The organism is Variovorax dokdonensis, from assembly GCF_030316895.1.
Classification (GTDB): Bacteria; Pseudomonadota; Gammaproteobacteria; order Burkholderiales; family Burkholderiaceae_C; genus Variovorax; species Variovorax dokdonensis.
On record NZ_JASZYV010000003.1, the window covers coordinates 75,638 to 93,207 of the forward strand.

At 65.0% G+C, this 17,570-nt stretch carries 17 protein-coding genes and 1 tRNA gene; 6 read left to right on the forward strand and 12 right to left on the reverse strand.

Annotated elements, in window-relative coordinates; all coding sequences use genetic code 11:
- Positions 1 to 18: 18 nt before the first annotated feature.
- Positions 19 to 1,287: an acyl-CoA dehydrogenase family protein gene (locus tag QTH91_RS14115; protein ID WP_286660744.1), complete on the forward strand. Its 1,269-nt coding sequence runs from the start codon at positions 19 to 21 to the stop codon at positions 1,285 to 1,287.
- 61 nt (positions 1,288 to 1,348) lie between these two features.
- Here QTH91_RS14115 and QTH91_RS14120 read toward each other — a convergent pair whose 3' ends face one another.
- Positions 1,349 to 3,250 (reverse strand): FAD-binding monooxygenase, encoded by a 1,902-nt coding sequence (locus tag QTH91_RS14120; protein ID WP_286660745.1) that lies wholly within the window; start codon positions 3,248 to 3,250, stop codon positions 1,349 to 1,351.
- Between the two features lie 105 nt (positions 3,251 to 3,355).
- Between QTH91_RS14120 and QTH91_RS14125 the strand changes: the two genes are divergently transcribed.
- The gene (locus QTH91_RS14125) at positions 3,356 to 3,835 is read left to right on the forward strand and encodes a MarR family winged helix-turn-helix transcriptional regulator (RefSeq protein ID WP_286660746.1); all 480 of its coding nucleotides are present in this window, start codon (positions 3,356 to 3,358) and stop codon (positions 3,833 to 3,835) included.
- Between the two features lie 4 nt (positions 3,836 to 3,839).
- Here the strand turns inward: QTH91_RS14125 and QTH91_RS14130 are convergent, their stop codons facing one another.
- From QTH91_RS14130 to QTH91_RS14160, 7 genes are read right to left on the reverse strand one after another with little or no spacing between them, the layout of a single operon-like run.
- A complete protein-coding gene (locus tag QTH91_RS14130) occupies positions 3,840 to 5,321 on the reverse strand; it encodes a M81 family metallopeptidase (protein ID WP_286660747.1) in 1,482 nt (493 codons plus the stop codon).
- Between the two features lie 8 nt (positions 5,322 to 5,329).
- A complete protein-coding gene (locus QTH91_RS14135; RefSeq protein WP_286660748.1) occupies positions 5,330 to 6,988 on the reverse strand; it encodes an amidohydrolase in 1,659 nt (552 codons plus the stop codon).
- On the reverse strand, positions 6,985 to 7,767 hold the full coding sequence (locus tag QTH91_RS14140) for an ABC transporter permease (RefSeq protein ID WP_286660749.1): 783 nt from the start codon (positions 7,765 to 7,767) through the stop codon (positions 6,985 to 6,987). Before QTH91_RS14140 ends, QTH91_RS14135 begins: the two co-directional genes overlap by 4 nt.
- A 10-nt stretch (positions 7,768 to 7,777) precedes the next feature.
- On the reverse strand, positions 7,778 to 8,557 hold the full coding sequence (locus tag QTH91_RS14145) for an ABC transporter permease (RefSeq protein ID WP_286660750.1): 780 nt from the start codon (positions 8,555 to 8,557) through the stop codon (positions 7,778 to 7,780).
- An 11-nt stretch (positions 8,558 to 8,568) separates the two neighbouring features.
- A complete protein-coding gene (locus QTH91_RS14150; protein WP_286660751.1) occupies positions 8,569 to 9,537 on the reverse strand; it encodes an ABC transporter substrate-binding protein in 969 nt (322 codons plus the stop codon).
- Between the two features lie 40 nt (positions 9,538 to 9,577).
- A complete protein-coding gene (locus QTH91_RS14155) occupies positions 9,578 to 10,357 on the reverse strand; it encodes an ABC transporter ATP-binding protein (RefSeq protein WP_286660752.1) in 780 nt (259 codons plus the stop codon).
- An 11-nt stretch (positions 10,358 to 10,368) separates the two neighbouring features.
- Positions 10,369 to 11,739 (reverse strand): aminotransferase class III-fold pyridoxal phosphate-dependent enzyme, encoded by a 1,371-nt coding sequence (locus tag QTH91_RS14160; RefSeq protein WP_286660753.1) that lies wholly within the window; start codon positions 11,737 to 11,739, stop codon positions 10,369 to 10,371.
- Positions 11,740 to 11,911: 172 nt separating this feature from the next.
- Between QTH91_RS14160 and QTH91_RS14165 the strand changes: the two genes are divergently transcribed.
- Complete coding sequence (locus tag QTH91_RS14165; protein WP_286660754.1) at positions 11,912 to 12,529, forward strand: MarR family winged helix-turn-helix transcriptional regulator; 618 nt, start codon at positions 11,912 to 11,914, stop codon at positions 12,527 to 12,529.
- A gap of 45 nt (positions 12,530 to 12,574) precedes the next feature.
- Positions 12,575 to 13,507 carry an MBL fold metallo-hydrolase gene (locus tag QTH91_RS14170; protein WP_286660755.1) on the forward strand — a complete coding sequence of 311 codons (933 nt, stop codon included), beginning with the start codon at positions 12,575 to 12,577 and terminating at the stop codon, positions 13,505 to 13,507.
- A gap of 123 nt (positions 13,508 to 13,630) precedes the next feature.
- Here the strand turns inward: QTH91_RS14170 and QTH91_RS14175 are convergent.
- Together QTH91_RS14175 and QTH91_RS14180 are read right to left on the reverse strand one after the other, a co-directional pair.
- A tRNA-Asn gene (locus QTH91_RS14175) sits at positions 13,631 to 13,706 on the reverse strand.
- Between the two features lie 64 nt (positions 13,707 to 13,770).
- Positions 13,771 to 14,541, reverse strand: coding sequence for an IclR family transcriptional regulator domain-containing protein (locus QTH91_RS14180; protein ID WP_286660756.1), 771 nt, complete (start codon positions 14,539 to 14,541; stop codon positions 13,771 to 13,773).
- 161 nt (positions 14,542 to 14,702) lie between these two features.
- On the opposite strand from QTH91_RS14180, the gene pobA reads away from it, so the two are divergent.
- Entirely contained in the window at positions 14,703 to 15,887 is a 1,185-nt protein-coding gene (gene pobA / locus QTH91_RS14185) for a 4-hydroxybenzoate 3-monooxygenase (RefSeq protein ID WP_286660757.1), read from the forward strand.
- Positions 15,888 to 15,891: 4 nt separating this feature from the next.
- On the opposite strand, the gene QTH91_RS14190 is transcribed toward pobA, so the two are convergent.
- Together QTH91_RS14190 and QTH91_RS14195 are read right to left on the reverse strand one after the other, a co-directional pair.
- Positions 15,892 to 16,533 carry an NrsF family protein gene (locus QTH91_RS14190; protein WP_286660758.1) on the reverse strand — a complete coding sequence of 214 codons (642 nt, stop codon included), beginning with the start codon at positions 16,531 to 16,533 and terminating at the stop codon, positions 15,892 to 15,894.
- Positions 16,530 to 17,126 (reverse strand): sigma-70 family RNA polymerase sigma factor, encoded by a 597-nt coding sequence (locus QTH91_RS14195; RefSeq protein ID WP_286660759.1) that lies wholly within the window; start codon positions 17,124 to 17,126, stop codon positions 16,530 to 16,532. Before QTH91_RS14195 ends, QTH91_RS14190 begins: the two co-directional genes overlap by 4 nt.
- A gap of 148 nt (positions 17,127 to 17,274) precedes the next feature.
- On the opposite strand from QTH91_RS14195, the gene QTH91_RS14200 reads away from it, so the two are divergent.
- The gene (locus QTH91_RS14200) at positions 17,275 to 17,568 is read left to right on the forward strand and encodes a BufA1 family periplasmic bufferin-type metallophore (protein WP_286660760.1); all 294 of its coding nucleotides are present in this window, start codon (positions 17,275 to 17,277) and stop codon (positions 17,566 to 17,568) included.
- Positions 17,569 to 17,570: the final 2 nt, after the last annotated feature.

Below are 17,570 nucleotides of genomic sequence, written 5' to 3' on the forward strand. Positions count from 1 at the left end.
TTTTCTGAGGAGACACCCATGGACTTCGAACTCTCGGCCAAGACCAAAGCGCTTCAGCAACGCGTCAGCGCCTTCATGGACGCTTACGTCTACCCCGCCGAAGCCGACTACACCGCCGAACTGGCTGCCAACACGGCGGCCGGCAAGCGCTGGACCCCGCTTCAGACCATCGAGAAGCTCAAGACGAAGGCCAAGTCGGAAGGACTGTGGAACCTGTTCCTGCCGGTCGACAGCGCCGAAGTCTCCGGCTACCAGGGCGGCGGCCTGACCAACCTTGAATACGCGCCGCTGGCCGAGATCATGGGCCGCGTGCCATGGGCGCCCGAGGTGTTCAACTGCTCTGCGCCCGACACCGGCAACATGGAGACCATCGCCCGTTACGGCTCCGACGAGATCAAGGCCCGCTGGCTCAAGCCGCTGCTCGAAGGCGAGATCCGCTCCGCGTTCGCCATGACCGAGCCCGAGGTGGCCTCGAGCGACGCCACCAACATCTGCACCCGCGTCGAGCGCCAGGGCGACGAATACGTCATCAACGGCCACAAGTGGTGGATCTCGGGCGCCGGCGATCCGCGCTGCGCCGTGTTCATCACCATGGGCAAGAGCGACCCCGAGGCGCCCAAGCACTCCCAGCAGAGCATGATCGTGGTGCCAGCCGACACCAAGGGCATCCGCATCGTGCGGCCGCTGAACGTGATGGGCTACGACGATGCGCCGCACGGCCACATGGAGATGTACTTCGAGAACGTGCGCGTGCCGGCGAACAACATGCTGCTTGGCGAAGGCCGGGGCTTCGAGATCGCCCAGGGCCGCCTCGGCCCCGGACGCATCCACCATTGCATGCGCCTGATCGGCCTGGCCGAGCGCGCCCTCGAACTCATGTGCAAGCGCGCCTCGTCGCGCGTGGCGTTCGGCAAGCCAGTGGCCGCGCAGACCGTGACGCAAGAGCGCATCGCCGAAGCCCGCTGCCGCATCGACATGGCCCGCCTGCTCACGCTGCGCGCCGCATGGCTGATGGACGTGGCCGGCAACAAGGTGGCCAAGAGCGATATCGCCATGATCAAGGTGGTCGCGCCCAACATGGCCTGCCAGGTGATCGACTGGGCCATGCAGGCGCACGGCGGCGGCGGGATGTGCGACGACTTCCCGTTGGCATCGGCCTATGCCAACGCCCGCACGCTGCGCTTTGCCGACGGTCCGGACGAAGTGCACCGCAATGCCATTGCCAAGTGGGAACTGGGCAAGTACGGCACCGGCAAGGACGCCGAGCCGCCCGTCACGCGCTTCTGATCCCTTGCCGCGCCCCACGGCGCCACGCACGGAGCCCGCGCAAGACGCGGGCTTTTTGTTTTCAGCCGTTCATGAAGCCTGCGAAGAACTCGGCCAGTTCCGCATGGGCGTTCAAGGGCAGCACGTGTGCGACGTACTGATCAGGCCGCACGACGACAAGCGCACCGTGCGTGCGGTCGATGCCGCGTAGATCGAAGATGTCCGGCCCGTTGCCGACTTGTGCGCTGAACACCTTCTCGTAGTCGTGCAGGCCATGGCGGCCCTTGCGCGGGCGAAGGATGCCCGGCATGGCGTCGATGGACACGTCGCGGTGGCTCGACTGCAAGATGGCTCGAAGGTCGAAGACGGCATCGGGGTCCTGCCCATCGCGTGTGTAGCGGTTCACCGGCGATTCGGCGGACTCTTCCAGGAATCGGCACAGTCCGCGCAGCCCTGAAGACTCGGCCAAGCTGTCATCCGAACTGGCAAACGCGTAGAGCCGCCAGCGCCCATCCGCCTTCGCCACATGTCCCAGGTGCAATGGCCGCGCATCGGCAATGCGAGTCACCGGCGCGGAATGAAAGCGTGTGCCGATCTCGAAGCCTTTCGCCAAGCGCTGGTGAGCGTTCGACCCGCGAACGATCGACTCGGCATAGTGCGTGCCGACGCCGGCGGTAAAGCGCCCGTGCCGCTCGAAGTAGCGCTGGAACTCCTTGGGGTCCACGCCTTCGCCCGCGCCCAGCTTGGCCCGGTCGCTGAACATCTTGGCCCACTCGCGGTCGAAATCGATCAGTTGCTGGGCCACCACCTGCCGCTCCGCCGAGTAGGTTTCGAGCAACTGTTTTTGCGCCTGCCCGCGCAGGACGGCCGCCAGCTTCCAACCCAGGTTGAAGCTGTCCTGCATCGAGAAGTTCATGCCCTGACCCGCCTTCGGGCTGTGCGTGTGGCAGGCGTCGCCGGCGATGAACACACGCGGCGGCTGGCCATCGACCCCATCGTCGTAGCGGTCGCAGATGCGCTGGCCGATCTCGTACACCGACCACCAGGGCACCTCTTTCACGTCCAGCTTGAAGGGGTGCAGGATCTTCTGCGCAGTGCCGATCAACTGGTCCAGCGAGATGTTGCGGCTGGCCACGCGCTCGTCTTCGTCGAGCTTGTCCAACTCGACATACAAGCGCACGAGGTAGCCGCCCTCACGGGGAATGACCAGCAGGTTGCCCGCTTCGGATTGCACGGCGCACTTGTAGCGGATGTCGGGAAGGTCGGTGACGGCCAGCACATCCATCACGCCCCACGCGTGGTTGGCCGAATCACCCACCAATTGCAACCCCATGGATTTGCGCACCGCGCTGCGGGCGCCGTCGCAGCCGACCACGTAGCGGGCCTTGACCGTCTCCACCTGTCCGGCGTGGGCGCTGTCCGTGCGTTCGAGCCGAACGGTGACCGGATGATCCGCCCCGGTGCGGTCGACCGACACGTCCAGCAGGCGACGCGCGTAGTGCGGCTGAAGGCGGCTGGGCGAATGGCGCATCAGCTCCAGGTAGAAGTCGTGCACCCTCGCCTGATTGAGCACCACATGCGGAAATTCGGACAGGCCGTCCTCGGTGTCCTGGACCCGGCCATGGCGGACGATGCGGTCCGCGGCCCGATCGTCCGGCTTCCAGAAGGTGACTTCGTTGATCCAGCAGGCTTCCTTGAGGACGCGGTGGCTGAAGTCGAACGCCTCGAACATCTCCATCGTGCGGCAAGCGATGCCGTCGGCCTGCCCGAGTTCGAGCGGCCCTTCCTTCTGCTCGACGATGCACACACGGATGTCGGGAAAGGCGCACAACTGGGCCGCAAGCGTCAGGCCGGCCGGCCCGCAGCCGACGATCAGGACGTCGACCTCCGACGGCGCTGCATCCGCAGTTTGGCCAAGTGCCTGGGCGCCGGCCGGCAGGACGAAAGGGTTACCCGCCCGGAAGCCGTTCAGATGGAATTGCATGTTGGTCCGCCTTCGAGTCCAGAAAATTAGATTCTATACATATCGTCAGTATGCTGATGATTAGTGTAGTGAGAGAATCGCTTTTCCGTACTAGCGTTAACCACGATGCCCTCCAAGCCCGCCGCTTCCCGAACGTCCAAGGCCAGGGTCGACCTTGGCGCCCAGCCGGGCCACCGCATCCGCCGGCTGCAGCAGATCGCCGTGGCGGTCTTCATGCAGGAAACCGAGAGCGCCGCCGTCACCCCTGTTCAATTCGCGGTACTGAATACGCTGGCGGAACAGCCCGGCATCGACCAGCGGACCCTCGCGCGGCTGGTCAGCTTCGACACCTCCACCATCGGGGGCGTGATCGATCGCCTGGAAGCGCGAGGCGCCCTCACGCGCAACCTCTCGCCCGACGATCGCCGCGTCCGCCTGCTGCACCTGACCGACGATGGCCGCGAACTGCTGGCGGCCGTCACGCCGACCATGACGCTCGCGCAGGAACGCATCCTCGAACCGTTGTCGGCGAGCGAGAAGAATCAGTTCATGGCGCTGATGCAGCGCGTGATCGCGCACCACGAGGACGCGCAGCGCGGCGAATGAGGCTTCAGCGGGACGCGTCTCGATCGAGCGGGAAGACCGGACGCCTGACCTTGGTGAAGGGAAACAGCGAATAGTCCGAGCTGGTCACGCCCACGCTGTCGCACTCGACCAATGCGGCCGCCATGGGTTCGAAAACCGGCCTGCAGTACATGCGCGACTTGAGCAGCAGGAAGCGATGCCGGCTCGGATCGATGCCGACGCATGCGAACACGCCCACGTCCCAAGGCTCCTGTGTCCGCTCGGTGACCACGATGGACGCCACATCGGTCTTGAACAACACGGTGCGTCCCATGTTGAACTGCTGTCCGGTGTAAGTCGGGCCGGTCACGATGTAGGTGCCGTCGCTGATCCGAACGACTTGGCCCGTCATGGGCACCGGCGTCTTCGATTTGCCGATGCTCGCCAGCGGCATCTTGTTGCCCAGCGGCAGGGTGACCGTCGCGCCCTCCCCCGCGGCGACGAGCAGCGCGACCGCCTCCGGATCGCACAGCGGGCCGACGGCGATGTCCGAAAGGCCCTGTGAAACGGCCTCGCACAACACGTCCATCGTGTCGCAAGTGCCGCCGGACATGCAGTTGTCGCCATGGTCGAGCAACAGGACCGGCCCGGTCGCGCCGCTCGCCGCATCCTTGGCGCGCGCCAACGATTGCGCCAGCGGCTCGCTCTGATAGACGAAGCCTTCGCGCTCTTCCCACATCTGAGCGGCGATCCGCTCGGCGGTGGCCTGCGCCCGCTCGGCAGACTGGCCATCGACCACGACGACGCTCACGCAAGGCGCCTCGATGTCCGACAGCGAGAAGCCGGCAAAGATCGAGACGGCGAGCGATTCGGACGCCTCCGCCTCGCGCGCCGCCTCGATCGCGCGCCGCATCGCACCCGCGAAAGATGCGCTGCGCAGGGTGTGCGACATCAGCGGCAACGACTGCCAGCGCATGAACGGCCGGCGCCTGCCTTCGAGCATGTCGAACAGCAGTCGCCCCGCGTGCGCGCCGGTTTCGTACATGTCGACATGTGGATAGGTCTTGAACCCGACGATGACGTCGGCGTTGCCAACCATCGCGGCGGTGACGTTGGCATGCAGGTCGAGCGCAACGCCAATGGGCACGCCCGGGGCCGCGGCCCGCAGCCGAAGCAGCAGATCGCCCTCCCCGTCGCTGCTGTTGTGCGCCACCATCGCGCCGTGAAGGTCCAGCAGGATGGCGTCGCAACCGGCAGCCGCATCCACGATGCGCTGGGTGAGCACGTCATAGGCGTGCGCATCGACCGTGCCGCTGGGGTTGGCGGAGGCCGATACGGGCGTGACCAGCGTCGCGCCAGCGGCTTCGGCCAGATCGATGAAGGCCGACATGGCCGTGCGCATGCCCTTGTTCTCGCGGTAGGCCGCTTCGTCGAACGTCGGACCGTTCGGCCCGAACGACTCCAGCGGGGTCGGGACGGGCGAGAAGGTGTTGGTCTCGTGGTTCAGGCGTGCGATCAGGACTTTCATGGGAATCTCTAGCGTTCGAAGACGACTCGCCCTTCGAAGAGGGTCATGGTGGGCTGAGTTTGCGCGATATCGCGGGCAGTCTGCCCCTGTAGCGAACGATCGAGCACGACCAGGTCGGCCGACTTGCCAGGTGCGATGGCGCCCGTTACCGCCTCGAGGCCCAGCGTTCTCGCCGCGCTGGTGGTGAACAGCGGCAGCGCCTGCTCCAGCGAGATGGCCTGATCGGCACCGACCGCACCTTCGAAGAGTCCGAAGGGATTTCGACGGGTCAACATGCCCGCCAGGCCGATCCATGGATTGGCATCCGCTGCAGCCGCAGGCCAGTCCGAGCCATAGCTCAGCTCTGCACCGGCGTCCAGCAAGCTCTTGATCTGGTGGCAGCGATTGGTGCGAGCGGGCCCAAGCACCGCGTATTGCCCGGCCGTCACGGGGTTGGGAAACCACAGGCGGGGCGACATTTCGGCGACCGCACCGAGGGCCGCGAAACGCCCCATGTCGACGGGGTCGATGAACGCGGTGTGCCCGATCTCGTGGCGCAGGCCGCTGAAACCATTTGCGTGACGAGCGGCTTCGATGGCATCCAGGCCCGCACGAACCGCCCTGTCACCCACCGCATGCATCTTGACGACGAACCCTCGTCGATCGAACTCGATGACCTCTTGCGCCAAGGTCTCGGGGTCGATGAGCAGTTGCGCATCGGGATCGAAGTTCTGGGCGCTGCAGTCATCGCATGGCAGGTACGGCTGCAGGAATGCCGCAGTGCGACTCGGCGCCACCCCGTCGAGGAAGAGCTTGATGAAACTGTTGTGCAGATGCGGCGATTGGTATTGCACGCGCAGGCGCTCGAGTTCATCGAAAGACTTGACCCCAAGCTCGAGCGTCGAGCGCCGCCCGAGATGCATGGCGGCATGAAGGTCCAGAGCGCCCGCGACATCCGCCTCATGGTAGGCGCGCAGATACGGCTCGTCGACCAGCGCGTCCTTGAAACCCACCAGGCCGAGCCGGTGAAACGAGTCGCGCACGTACCGCACGGCCTCGCGCAACTGATCCGCATCCGGCCGCACCACGTCACGGACGATGGCGGTCGCCGCTTCCAGCAGCAGCCCGGTCGGCTCGCCCGATACCGCATCGCGAACGATCCGCCCGCCAGCGGGGTCGGGCGTGGATGCATCGATCCCGCATACCGCCAGCGCCGCGGAATTCAGCCACATGTGGTGATAGGTCGCGTCTGTCAGCGCCACAGGATGAATCGACGTGCAAGCGTCCAGCAGCAGCCGCGGCTCGACGCCAGTCGCTTCCAACTGTCCGAGGTGCCACGCCCCGCCCGTGATCCAACGCTCGGCCTTGGTCTTGGCTGCGCGCTCGATGACGGCATCGAGCATCTTCTGGATCGACGCGTTCTGTCCGACGCTCGCTTCGAACAGATCTCGCAAGCCGCCGAGCAACGGATGTGCATGCGTATCGAACAAGCCGGGCATGACGAATCGACCGTGCAGATCGTGGCGCCGCGTCTGTGCATTCGCAAGATTGAGGATGTCCTGGTCGCTCCCGACGGCAACGATCCGACCGCCGTGGATCGCGATCGCGGAGGCGCGCGGCTGCCCGGGATCGAGCGTCAGGACATCGGCATTGAACCAGACCGAATCGGCCGTGAGCGTGACAGTCAAAGTGGCGCACTCCCCAGAGATTTGCGGTGCCAGGCCAGCAGATGGTTCTCGATGGCGCGCACCCCGATGTTGATGGTCAAAGAAACCAGGGCAATGGCGATCAGGCCGGCCAAGCCGGCCGCGATTCGAAACTGCTCCTGGGATCGCATGAGGTAGTTGCCGACGCCGTCGGTCGACAGCAGCATCTCGGAGCTGACGCTGATGAGCAAGGCCACGGCAATGGCCACGCGGACACCCGCCATGATCTTCGGCAGCGCCGCGGGCAGATCGATCTGGCGCATGATCTCGACGCGCGTCAGGCCCAGCGACCGCCCTACCTGGACCAGAAGCGGGTGCGTACCCCGCGTCGCGTCGATCGCATGGATGAGCAACGGAAACGAGGCGCTGTAGAAGATCACGCTGATCTTCGCTGCGCTGCCCGTGCCCATGAACAGCATGGCCACCGGCACGATGGCCAGCGGAGGCAATGGCCGAAGCAGATCGATCATCGGCTCGACATATCGGCCAAAGGCGGGCGTGCGCCCGATGAAGATGCCCAAGGGCAGCATGACGACCAGGGCAAGCGCAAAGCCAGCCGCGGCACGCCAGAGCGTCACCGCCATCTGGGGCGCGAGTTCAGCCGAGTCGTTGATCAGCACGCCCAGCACCTGCAGCAATCCGGGGAAATTGGGCGAAGCCACGGCACGGGCCGACCATTCCCACAAGAGCAGCAGCAGTGCCATGAATATCGCGCCGGGCCAGTTGAAGCGAGATGCAAAGCTGGAGAGGGAAAAGTTCATGGCAGCGTCCTCATGCGCGCGCGGTGGCGGACAACTGCTCGTGCCAGCCGGAAACGTATCGGCGCATCCGCAGGATCGCCTGGTTCAACAGCACGCCGTTGAACCCGGCTGTCAGCAGCAAGGCGAACATCTCCGGGATGCGCAGCGAAAAGGCAGTGTCGTAGAGCAGGAACCCCAAGCCGTCCTTGCCTGCGAGCATTTCGGTCGCGACCGTCGCCATGAGTGCGCCTGCCGCAGCCAGCCGGACGCTGGTGAAGACCTCCGGCGCCGCAGCCGGCAGTCGCACGCGCCACAGCGTTTCCCAGCGCCCATAGCCGAAGGTGCGGGCCATGTTCAACTGCACGGGCTCATTGCTGCGAAGCGCGTTGTTCGTGCCCAGGTAGATCACCCACACTGCCGAATACCAGATGATGAACGCAAAGAGCTTGGGCCCCAGCCCCAGCGCGAAGATCGACAGAGGCACCAGCGCGGCCGGTGGCAGCGACAGCATGATCTGCACCAACGGTGCCAGCGCCTGCTCGACCCAACGGAATCGGGCGGCAAGCACGGCGACCCCGACGCCGCAAACCGTTGCAAGCAGCAGTCCGCCGATCGCACGCAGCAGGGTCAGCGCTTCGCCCACCCAGAACGCGCGGTCCGAAAACTGCTCCACCAGTGCGCCGAAGACCGCAGGCACTCCAGGCAAATATTCCTCTGGCACCCAACGCGCGGCAACGATCAATTGCCAGACGGTCAGCAGGCCAGCCAGGCCGAGAAAGGCGCGCAGCGGGTTGTTCCTGGTCGCGGTCATGTGCAGGCGGTTCAGTCCAGGCGGAGCACCACGTCTTCGGCCTTCAGCGGTGCGCTCAGCATGCCGTTGCGTTCGAGCCCTTCCACCAGCGGCTGGATGTCCGAAACCTTGGGCTGCAGATCGGAGAAGGTCAGGTCTTTCTTCATCAGGCTGACCACCGCCGGGCTGAGCTTGAACTCTTCGGTGATGAGATTGCGCCACAAGGCGGGGTCGCGCATGAAGTCATCCAGTGCCGTCTTCAGCCCCTTGTTGAAGCGGCGCAGCGTGTCCTTGTTGGCCTTGCCCCATGCCTCCTTGGCGAAGAGGATGTCGAGGCTGTATTGCGCCGACTTGTCCGCCAGCACACCGGATCCCAGCGTCACGCCCTGGATCGCTGGCGAAACGTTCACGTTGGTGCGGAAGGGCTCGACCAGGCAGGCCGCATCGGCATTGCCCAGTTGAAGGGCCGCCTGCATCTGCGGAAACGGCACCACGATCTTCTTGACCGCATCCCATGCGACACCGGCCTTGGCCAGGTGTTCGCGCACCAGTATCTCGCACAAGGCTCCGCTCGCGTTGATGGCCACGGTCTTTCCGGCCAGATCCTTGGCGCTCTTGACGCCAGACTTCGAACTGGCGATGAGCCACGTCCACTTGCCGTCGGCCTTTGCCGTCTCGTAGGTGAAGGCCGTGAAGATCTGGACGGGCTGGTTCTGCGCGCGGGCATACATCACAGGCAGCACCCCGCTGTAGCCAATCTGGACCGAATCGCTCATCACGGCCGATATCACCGCCGGCCCCGAATTGACGGTCACGACCTCGACGTCCAGGCCCTCGCGCTTGAAATAGCCCTTCTGGAGCGCGTAGGTCACCGGCAGCAATGCCACTGTGCGCAGGCCACCGACTTTCAGCGATGTCTGCGCCAGCGCCGCTGAGCAAGCAGCCGCCAGGCCGAGCGCCAAGCACAAGGAACGCGTGATCGAATGCAGATTCTTTTTCATGGTTTGCGGGAGCAGTTGGGGGATGAATGGGCAAGCACGCTCAATGGACCGCGCGCATCGATCGGATCATGGAAATCACTTCGTGTCGCAGGCGCAGATAGTCCGGGTGTTCGCGCGTGGTGATCTGATCGCGCGGCTTCGGGCAGTCCACGACGAATTCGGTCACGACACGCGTCGGGCGCCTCGACAGCACGATCACGCGATCGGCCACGTACACGGCTTCGTCGACGTCATGAGTCACCAGCAGGCAGGTCTGGTTGAAGCGCTTGGCCAAATCGAGCAGCAGGTCTTGCAGGTCGGCACGCGTCTGGGCGTCCACGGCGGCGAGCGGCTCGTCCAGCAACAGCAGGCGCGACTGGGCCGCCAGGCCTCGGGCGATCGCGACGCGCTGCTGCATGCCACCCGAGACCTGCCACGGGAAGTGAGTCTCATAGCCTGTCAGTCCCACGGCCTGGAGCAATTCCAGCGCACGGGGACGCCTTTGCGCTTCGGGCAGCTCGGTGCGCTTCATCCCGAACAGGACGTTGTCCAGGTTGTTCTTCCAGGGCAGCAGCGACCGGCTGTAGTCCTGGAACACCACCGACACGCCCGGCGGTGGCGATTGGACCTGATGGCCTTGAAATGCCACGCTTCCGCCATCGATGTCGTAGAGGCCCGCCAGGCACATGAGCAAGGTCGTCTTGCCGCAGCCACTGGGACCGACTACGGACAGGAACTCTCCAGGCCGGGCCTCGAAGCTCAAGTCGCTGATGATGGGCTGGCGGGCCGCCCCATCGCCCAGCGACTTGGTGAGACCTCTGACTTCAAGAAGCGCATGCATGGTTGAGACTCTCAGTCGAAGGACTGCGCGGCCGAGAACGCCGCATGCAGGATTCGCAGAGTTTCGTCCACGTCCGCATGGCTGAACACCAGCGGCGGCGACAGGATGAGCCGGTTGCCTTGCACGCGAATGATCGCGCCTTCTTCGCGAGCTCCCTTGACCAATGCCCCGATGAATGCATGCGGCGGGGTCAGCGGTGCCTTGGTCGTCCGATCGCGGACCAGTTCGACAGCGACCATCAAGCCCTTGCCGCGGACGTCACCCACCTGAGCGTAGCGGCGCAGTTCTTCCAGTCGATCGAGCAGGTACCCGCCCACGTCCAGCGCACGCGCGGGCAGGTCCTCGGCCTCGACGATGGCCAGGTTGGCGTTGGCAGCGGCGCATGCGAGGGCATGGCCGGAATAGGTATAGCCGTGCATCAGCGCGGCGGGCACGTCCGGCTTGTCGAAGGCCTGGGCCACGCGCTCGTTGAACAGCGTCGCGCCCAGCGGCACGTAGCCGGAATTGATGCCCTTGGCCATCGCCATGATGTCGGGCGCCACGCCCCAGGCGCGGGCGCCACACATGGCGCCGATGCGCCCGAAGCCCGTCACGATCTCGTCGCTGATCAACAGCACGCCGTGTTTGTCGAGCACCTTGCGCATCAGCGGCCAGTAGGTGGCCGGCGGGACGATCACGCCGCCGGCCCCTTGCACGGGCTCGGCAATGAACGCCGCGATCGTGTGCGCGCCCTGGTACTGGATGGTTCGCTCCAGTTCGTCGGCGCACCGGGCCGCCAGGCGCTCGGGGTCGGTCTCGCCCCAGGGATTGCGGTAGAGATCGGGGCTCTCGATCTGAAAGCAGCCCGGCATCAATGGCTCGTAGGCCGTCCGGAAGGCCGGATTGCCGTTGATCGACGCACCGCCGAAGTGCACCCCGTGGTAACCCTGCTTGAGCGAGATGAACTTCACCCGCTCCGACTGCCCCTCCAGCTTCCAGTACTGGCGCGCGATCTTCAGCGCAGTCTCGACAGCATCGGAACCACCCGACGAGAAGAGCACCTTGGTCATCTTCTCCGGGGCGAACATGGCCGCCAGCCGCTGCGAAAGCTCGATGGCAGGCGGGTTGGAGGTGTTCTGGAACGTCGAGTAGTAGGCGATCTTGCCCAACTGTGCCGTGATCGCCTCCGTGATCTCCGGGCGGTTGTGGCCGACATTGACATTCCACAGGGATGCGACCGTGTCCAGGTAGCGCTTGCCGTCGATGTCGAAGACATGCACCCCGTCGCCGCGCTCGATGATGAGCGGCGGCACCTGCCGAACCACCTTGGGGTCGATCATCGGGTGGAACATGTGCTGGGCGTTGCCGGTGCGCACGTCAAACGTCTTGGCAGAAAGGGGCATGGTGGTTCTCGACAAATGGGAGCTGTTCACCTGAAACGCCGCGGAGCCAATGGCGAATCGGATGGCCATGCACACAAGACTAAGGTCCGACCAGATAATGGATAAAAACCAATAACGCGAAAAAGTAGCTCGACCGGACTACATGCCGGCCCGCTTTTTGCTGGAGACAGTCATGGATACCCCGAATCTCAGGCATCCCGCCTCGATCTTCGATCTGCTGAACTTCCGCGTGTCGGAGTTCTATGGCTTGAGCGGCTCCCTGGTCACACGGATGTGCGAAGGCGAGTTCGGAGTAACGCGCGAGGAGTGGCAGTTCGTCGCGATGCTTGCAACGCTCGGCTGCCTTTCGCCTTCAGATCTCGCGGCCCGCACCACGGTCGACCGCTCGCAAACCTCCAAGACATTGCGCACCTTGCTTTCGAAGGAACTCATCTTCAGGGAAACCGATCGGGGCGATGGCCGCAAGGCCAAGGTGGGCTTGACCAAGTCGGGAGAGGCGTTCTACGCCATGGTGTTTCCCCGTGTCGTGGCGATCCACAAGGCCATGCTTTCCAGGTTGGACGAGAAGGAAATCGAAGTGCTCGCGAACTGCCTGCGCAAGATGCAGGAAACGGCCGTCGAGGTCACCCGGTCGAACATGGTGGCTGCGCAATCCGATCGACGGCATGGCGGCAGCAAGAGCAACTGGACGAAAAGCGAGATGCGTCCCTCGACGGACCTCATGCAGTACCTCGGTGCGTTCTGCGAACCCAGGTTCACCGAATCCGAGGGTGCCGTGGGTTCGCGATAGCTGCCCGCGTCCACAGGGCTGCGGTTCGATAGCAGAATCCAGCCCATGCCCTCACTCACCTCTGCGGCCTTGCCGCCTGGCGTTCAAGTCTTCGAGCGCGGCTGGCTTTCCTCCAACAACATCCTGTTCGACGGCGGCTCCCATACCGCCCTGGTCGACTCAGGCTATGTCACGCATTCGACCCAGACGCTGGGCCTGGTGATGCGAGCCCTGGAGGGCCGCCGGCTGGACCTGCTGGTCAACACCCATCTGCACAGCGACCATTGCGGCGGCAATGCCGCACTCAAAGCGCAGTTTCCCGAATTGAAGGTCGTCATTCCCCCGGGCGAGGCCGAAGCGGTTCGCGCGTGGGACGAAGACAAGCTGAGCTACACGGCCACCGGGCAGCAATGCCCTCGTTTCGAATTCGATGACGTTCTGGCGCCAGGCACCGAAGTCGAGCTTGGGCAGCAGCGCTGGCAAGTGCATGCCGCACCCGGACACGACCCGCACGCCGTCATCCTCTTCGAGCCCGAATCCCGGACGTTGATTTCCGGCGACGCTTTATGGGAACGCGGCTTCGGCGTGGTCTTTCCGGAGATGTGGGGCGAGCCTTCGTTCGCGCAGGTCGGAGCGACGCTCGACCTGATCGAGCAACTCCAACCGGCACTCGTCATTCCAGGGCACGGGCGCATCTTTGACGATGCTCAGGGTGCGTTGATCGTGGCGCGCCAACGCCTGGAAGGCTTTGTCGCGGCGCCGGTCAAGCACGCCCGCCATGCCGTGAAAGTGCTGCTGAAATTCAAGCTGCTGGAGCAGCAACGCATGACACGCCCTGCACTTTCCCAGTGGCTCGCAGGCAGCGGTTATCTGGAACAGGTCTGGCAACGATATGCCTCGGACACGCCCATTCAAGTGTGGGTCGAGGAGCTTCTGGCCGACCTCGCACGCGCCGGCGCCGTTGCGTTCGTGGATGGGGAGATCGTGGACGCCGGATAGTGGGCGGCGGCCGGCTGCGCCTCGAAGCGCCATCGCCGCCGCCGATACGGACAGCCCAAGTGAAAACGCCCCGTCATCTCTTGGATGACGGGGCGTTCAGGAACCGCGAAGGGTTTGTTTTTTTGGCTCCCCGACCTGGGCTCGAACCAGGGACCTACGGATTAACAGTCCGGCGCTCTACCAACTGAGCTATCGGGGAACAAGCCCTAGAGTATAGCGTGATTTTTGGGCCCTCCAAAAGCACGCGAAAATTTTTTGAGGAATCACAGCAGCGTGCGTACCTCGTGCGCCGCATCGACCAGCAGAGGCAGCATCTCGCGCTCCAGAACCGCCGTCGGCCGCACTGCCCCGGACAACACGACATTCAGCGCCGCCACGGTGCGGCCCTGGATATTGCGCAGCGGAACGGCCATCGCCTGCACGCCGACCTCGTGCTCCTCGGTGGCCACGCACCAGTCCTGCGCGCGAACGTTCGCAACCTCGGTGCGAAGCGTCTTGGCCTGCGTGATGGTGTAGTGCGTCAGCCGTGGCAGCGTGCGGCCTTTCAACCAGCGCGACAGTTCGGCGCTGCTTAGCGATGCAAGGAGCACACGGCCGGTGGAAGTCGCATGCGCCGGCAGGCGTGCGCCCAGGTGCAGGCCATAAGCGAGCAATCTGGTCGGCGCGCCGTAGTTGCCACTGCGGGCCACGATCACGACCTCCTCGCCATCGAGCACCACCGCAGAGAACGACTCGCCGGTCTGCGCAGACAGCCGGTTCAGCGTGGGCTGCATGATCCGCGGCAGGCGTGACGAAGCCAGATAACTGCCCGAAAAACGCAGCACCTTGGGCGCCATCCAGAAATAGCTGCCGTCGGTCTCGAGGTAGCCCAGATGGGCCAGCGTGAGCAGATGGCGGCGCGCGGCGGCGCGCGTGATGCCGGCCCGCTCTGCCGCCAGCGTCGCGTTCAGCCTCTGGCGTTCGGTGTCGAAGCTTTCGAGCACAGCCATGCCCTTGGCGATGCCTTCGATGAAATCCGCCTTGGCGATGGTCATGGGAAGAAGCGTCCGGTTCTGCAGGGGGTCGAGTCGGCAAGGCGGTGCGCGATCATCGCGCAACGATTCGCATCATCGCACACAGGCATCCGAAGGGTGTATCGCGCGGCGCCGGCCCGGCCTACGCTTGGCGCATCGGTCAACCCTTTGTTACTTGCCCCATGAAAAAGACCCAGGTCGCCATCATCGGCGCCGGCCCGGCCGGCCTTCTGCTCGGCCAACTGCTGCACAAGGCCGGCATCGACAACATCATCGTCGAGCGCCAGTCCGGCGAATACGTGCTGGGCCGCATCCGCGCTGGCGTGTTGGAGCAAGTCACGATGGACCTGCTCAAGCAGGCGGGCGTCGATGCCCGCGCGCATGCAGAGGGCCTGCCGCACCATGGCATCGAACTGCTCTTCAAGGGCGCACGCCACCGCATCGATCTGCACGGGCTGTCGGGCGGCAAGCAGGTCACCGTCTACGGCCAGACGGAGGTCACGCGCGACCTGATGGAAGCGCGCAAGGCCGAAGGCCGCGAGACCATCTACGAAGCGCGTGACGTGAGCCTGCACGATTTCGACAGCGATCGCCCGCGTGTGCGCTACGTCAAGGACGGCGCCACGCACGAGATCGAATGCGACTTCATCGCCGGCTGCGACGGCTACCACGGCGTCAGCCGCGCCAGCGTTCCGCAACAGGCCCTTCACACCTACGAGAAGGTGTATCCCTTTGGCTGGCTCGGCGTGCTGGCCGACGTGCCGCCTGTCTCGCACGAACTGATCTACGCCAACACCACGCGCGGCTTCGCACTGTGCAGCATGCGCAGCACCACGCGCAGCCGCTACTACGTACAGGTGCCGCTGGAAGAAAAGGTCGAGAACTGGAGCGACGAGGCCTTCTGGAACGAGCTGCGCCTGCGCCTCGACCCCGAAGCGCGCGAACACCTGGTGACTGGCCCGTCACTGGAGAAAAGCATCGCGCCGCTGCGCAGCTTCGTGGCCGAGCCCATGCGCTTCGGTCGGCTGATGCTGGCGGGCGACGCGGCGCACATCGTGCCGCCGACCGGCGCCAAGGGGCTGAACCTGGCGGCGGCGGATGTGGGTTACCTCGCTCGCGCGCTGGAAATCTTCTACGGCGAGAAGAGCAGCTCGGCGCTCGACCGGTATTCGGACCTCTGCCTGCGGCGCGTGTGGAAGGCCGAGCGCTTCTCCTGGTGGTTCACCTCGCTGATGCACCGCTTTCCGGAGACGGGCGAATTCGGCCAGAAGATCCAGGAGGCCGAGCTGGACTACCTGGTGCATTCGCATGCGGCCTCTACCTCTTTGGCCGAAAACTACGTCGGCCTGCCCGTCGAGGACTTCTAGGCCACTACCAGCGCAGCAGCCGGGAACCGATCAGCGCCCCTGCTGCCACGGGAATGAGCATTCCCAGCAGGTACCACACCGCCAGGAACGGTGCGGTCAGCTCGGGACAATGCAGGGCATAGACCGTGGCGCCCACGCCGCCGGCCAGTGCACCGCCCGCGGCGCCTGCCAATGCCGGTTGCGTCGGCGCCAGGCCGCGCAGCGCCACCAGGGCGGCCAGGAACACCGGCAGCGAGATCCAGGCAATGCTGAAGGCGCAACTGCGCCAGGTCTGCCCCATCACCAGCGGCATTCGTTCGTCTGGGGCGGCGGAGGTCCAGGCGATGGCAGCCATGATCCACATCACGAGCACCGGCAGGGCCAGGCCCAGCCAGGCGAGACCTGCCCGCGCACCGGGCCGGGCGAGGCGCTGCACCAGCACGAACGCCGACAGGGCAACGACAAGCGGAAAAAGGATCTTGACCCAAAGCATGGGCCAGAACATGGCCTCGACCAGGTCGTTGCGCACGCCGTAGTCGATGAGCATGATCGCCGCCGCCAGCGGCACGCCAGCCGCAAGGGCCAGCATCAGGCGCCGTGTGGTGGCGCGCCGGGCCACGGGCTCCACGCCCGTCGCCAGCATCGAGATGAGTTCGTCGGTTTTCATGATGGAAGTGATCCCTTCAGCCGCGCCGCCAAGGCCTTCAGGCCGCGGTGCACGTTCACCTTGACCGCGGATTCCGACATGCCCATCCGCTGCGCAGTCTCGGCGACCGACAGGCCTTCGAGCTTGGTGTGGACGATGGGCAGTCGCTGGCGATCGGGCAGGCTGGACAGCAGCACCTGCAGATCGCGTTGCGCATCGCCAGCCTGCGCGCTGTCGTCGGCGAACAGGTCTTGGGCGTCGTCCAGCGGCACCTGCAAGGCCTCGCGGCCGGACTTGGCGCGCAGCAGGTCGATCATCTTGTAGCGCGCGATGGCATGCACCCAGGCCGTCAGGGGCTGGTCGCTGTCATAGGTGTGGCGCTGGTTGTGCATGGCCAGAAGGCATTCCTGTACGAGATCTTCCACATCGTCCGGCCAGCCGAAGAGGCGACGGGCCAGGAAGGAACGCAGGTGCCGGCTCAGTTGCTGCAGGAATGCCTTGTAGGCCGCCTCGTCTCCGCGCAGCCCCTTCAGAAACAGGCCGCGCAGCGCCGATTCAACCGCTTCCCGCGCCTGCTGCGCGTGCGTCTCGTCCCCTGGTTCTGTTCGTTGCATGGAGTGGTTTGGTTACGCGCGGCGCAAAAAAGAAATGCGCAGAGATTCTGCACGCAGCTGTAACCGGCCGGGAAACATCGGCGAATTAGACCTCGACCGCGCATCGTCGGTCGCACTTCGATGTCTATCCAACCCAAGGAGCATTTCCATGAACACACGTCGCATTGCCATCTCTGCCATCGCCCTGAGCGCCATCGTTGCGGGGGCCGCCAGCGCCGCCGACAAGCCGATGGCCGACAAGATGGACAGCGCCGCCAAGGAAAAGTGCTATGGCGTCGCCATGGCCGGCAAGAACGACTGCGCAGCCGGCCCCGGCACCACCTGCGCCGGCACTTCCAAGATGGACTACCAGGGCAACGCGTGGAAGTACGTTCCCGCCGGCACCTGCGCCACCATGAAGACGCCCAAGGGCATGGGCTCGCTGATGCCGATCAAGTCCTGATT

What these genes read in the sequence shown, in the direction of transcription:
- pobA (WP_286660757.1), top strand. Translation starts at nt 14,703, where the DNA reads ATGAAAAAGACCCAGGTCGCCATCATCGGCGCCGGCCCGGCCGGCCTT.
- QTH91_RS14200 (WP_286660760.1), top strand. Translation starts at nt 17,275, where the DNA reads ATGAACACACGTCGCATTGCCATCTCTGCCATCGCCCTGAGCGCCATC.
- QTH91_RS14160 (WP_286660753.1), bottom strand. Translation starts at nt 11,739, where the DNA reads ATGCCCCTTTCTGCCAAGACGTTTGACGTGCGCACCGGCAACGCCCAG.
- QTH91_RS14165 (WP_286660754.1), top strand. Translation starts at nt 11,912, where the DNA reads ATGGATACCCCGAATCTCAGGCATCCCGCCTCGATCTTCGATCTGCTG.
- QTH91_RS14125 (WP_286660746.1), top strand. Translation starts at nt 3,356, where the DNA reads ATGCCCTCCAAGCCCGCCGCTTCCCGAACGTCCAAGGCCAGGGTCGAC.
- QTH91_RS14155 (WP_286660752.1), bottom strand. Translation starts at nt 10,357, where the DNA reads ATGCATGCGCTTCTTGAAGTCAGAGGTCTCACCAAGTCGCTGGGCGAT.
- QTH91_RS14120 (WP_286660745.1), bottom strand. Translation starts at nt 3,250, where the DNA reads ATGCAATTCCATCTGAACGGCTTCCGGGCGGGTAACCCTTTCGTCCTG.
- QTH91_RS14140 (WP_286660749.1), bottom strand. Translation starts at nt 7,767, where the DNA reads ATGAACTTTTCCCTCTCCAGCTTTGCATCTCGCTTCAACTGGCCCGGC.
- QTH91_RS14190 (WP_286660758.1), bottom strand. Translation starts at nt 16,533, where the DNA reads ATGAAAACCGACGAACTCATCTCGATGCTGGCGACGGGCGTGGAGCCC.
- QTH91_RS14170 (WP_286660755.1), top strand. Translation starts at nt 12,575, where the DNA reads ATGCCCTCACTCACCTCTGCGGCCTTGCCGCCTGGCGTTCAAGTCTTC.
- QTH91_RS14145 (WP_286660750.1), bottom strand. Translation starts at nt 8,557, where the DNA reads ATGACCGCGACCAGGAACAACCCGCTGCGCGCCTTTCTCGGCCTGGCT.
- QTH91_RS14150 (WP_286660751.1), bottom strand. Translation starts at nt 9,537, where the DNA reads ATGAAAAAGAATCTGCATTCGATCACGCGTTCCTTGTGCTTGGCGCTC.
- QTH91_RS14180 (WP_286660756.1), bottom strand. Translation starts at nt 14,541, where the DNA reads ATGACCATCGCCAAGGCGGATTTCATCGAAGGCATCGCCAAGGGCATG.
- QTH91_RS14115 (WP_286660744.1), top strand. Translation starts at nt 19, where the DNA reads ATGGACTTCGAACTCTCGGCCAAGACCAAAGCGCTTCAGCAACGCGTC.
- QTH91_RS14195 (WP_286660759.1), bottom strand. Translation starts at nt 17,126, where the DNA reads ATGCAACGAACAGAACCAGGGGACGAGACGCACGCGCAGCAGGCGCGG.
- QTH91_RS14130 (WP_286660747.1), bottom strand. Translation starts at nt 5,321, where the DNA reads ATGAAAGTCCTGATCGCACGCCTGAACCACGAGACCAACACCTTCTCG.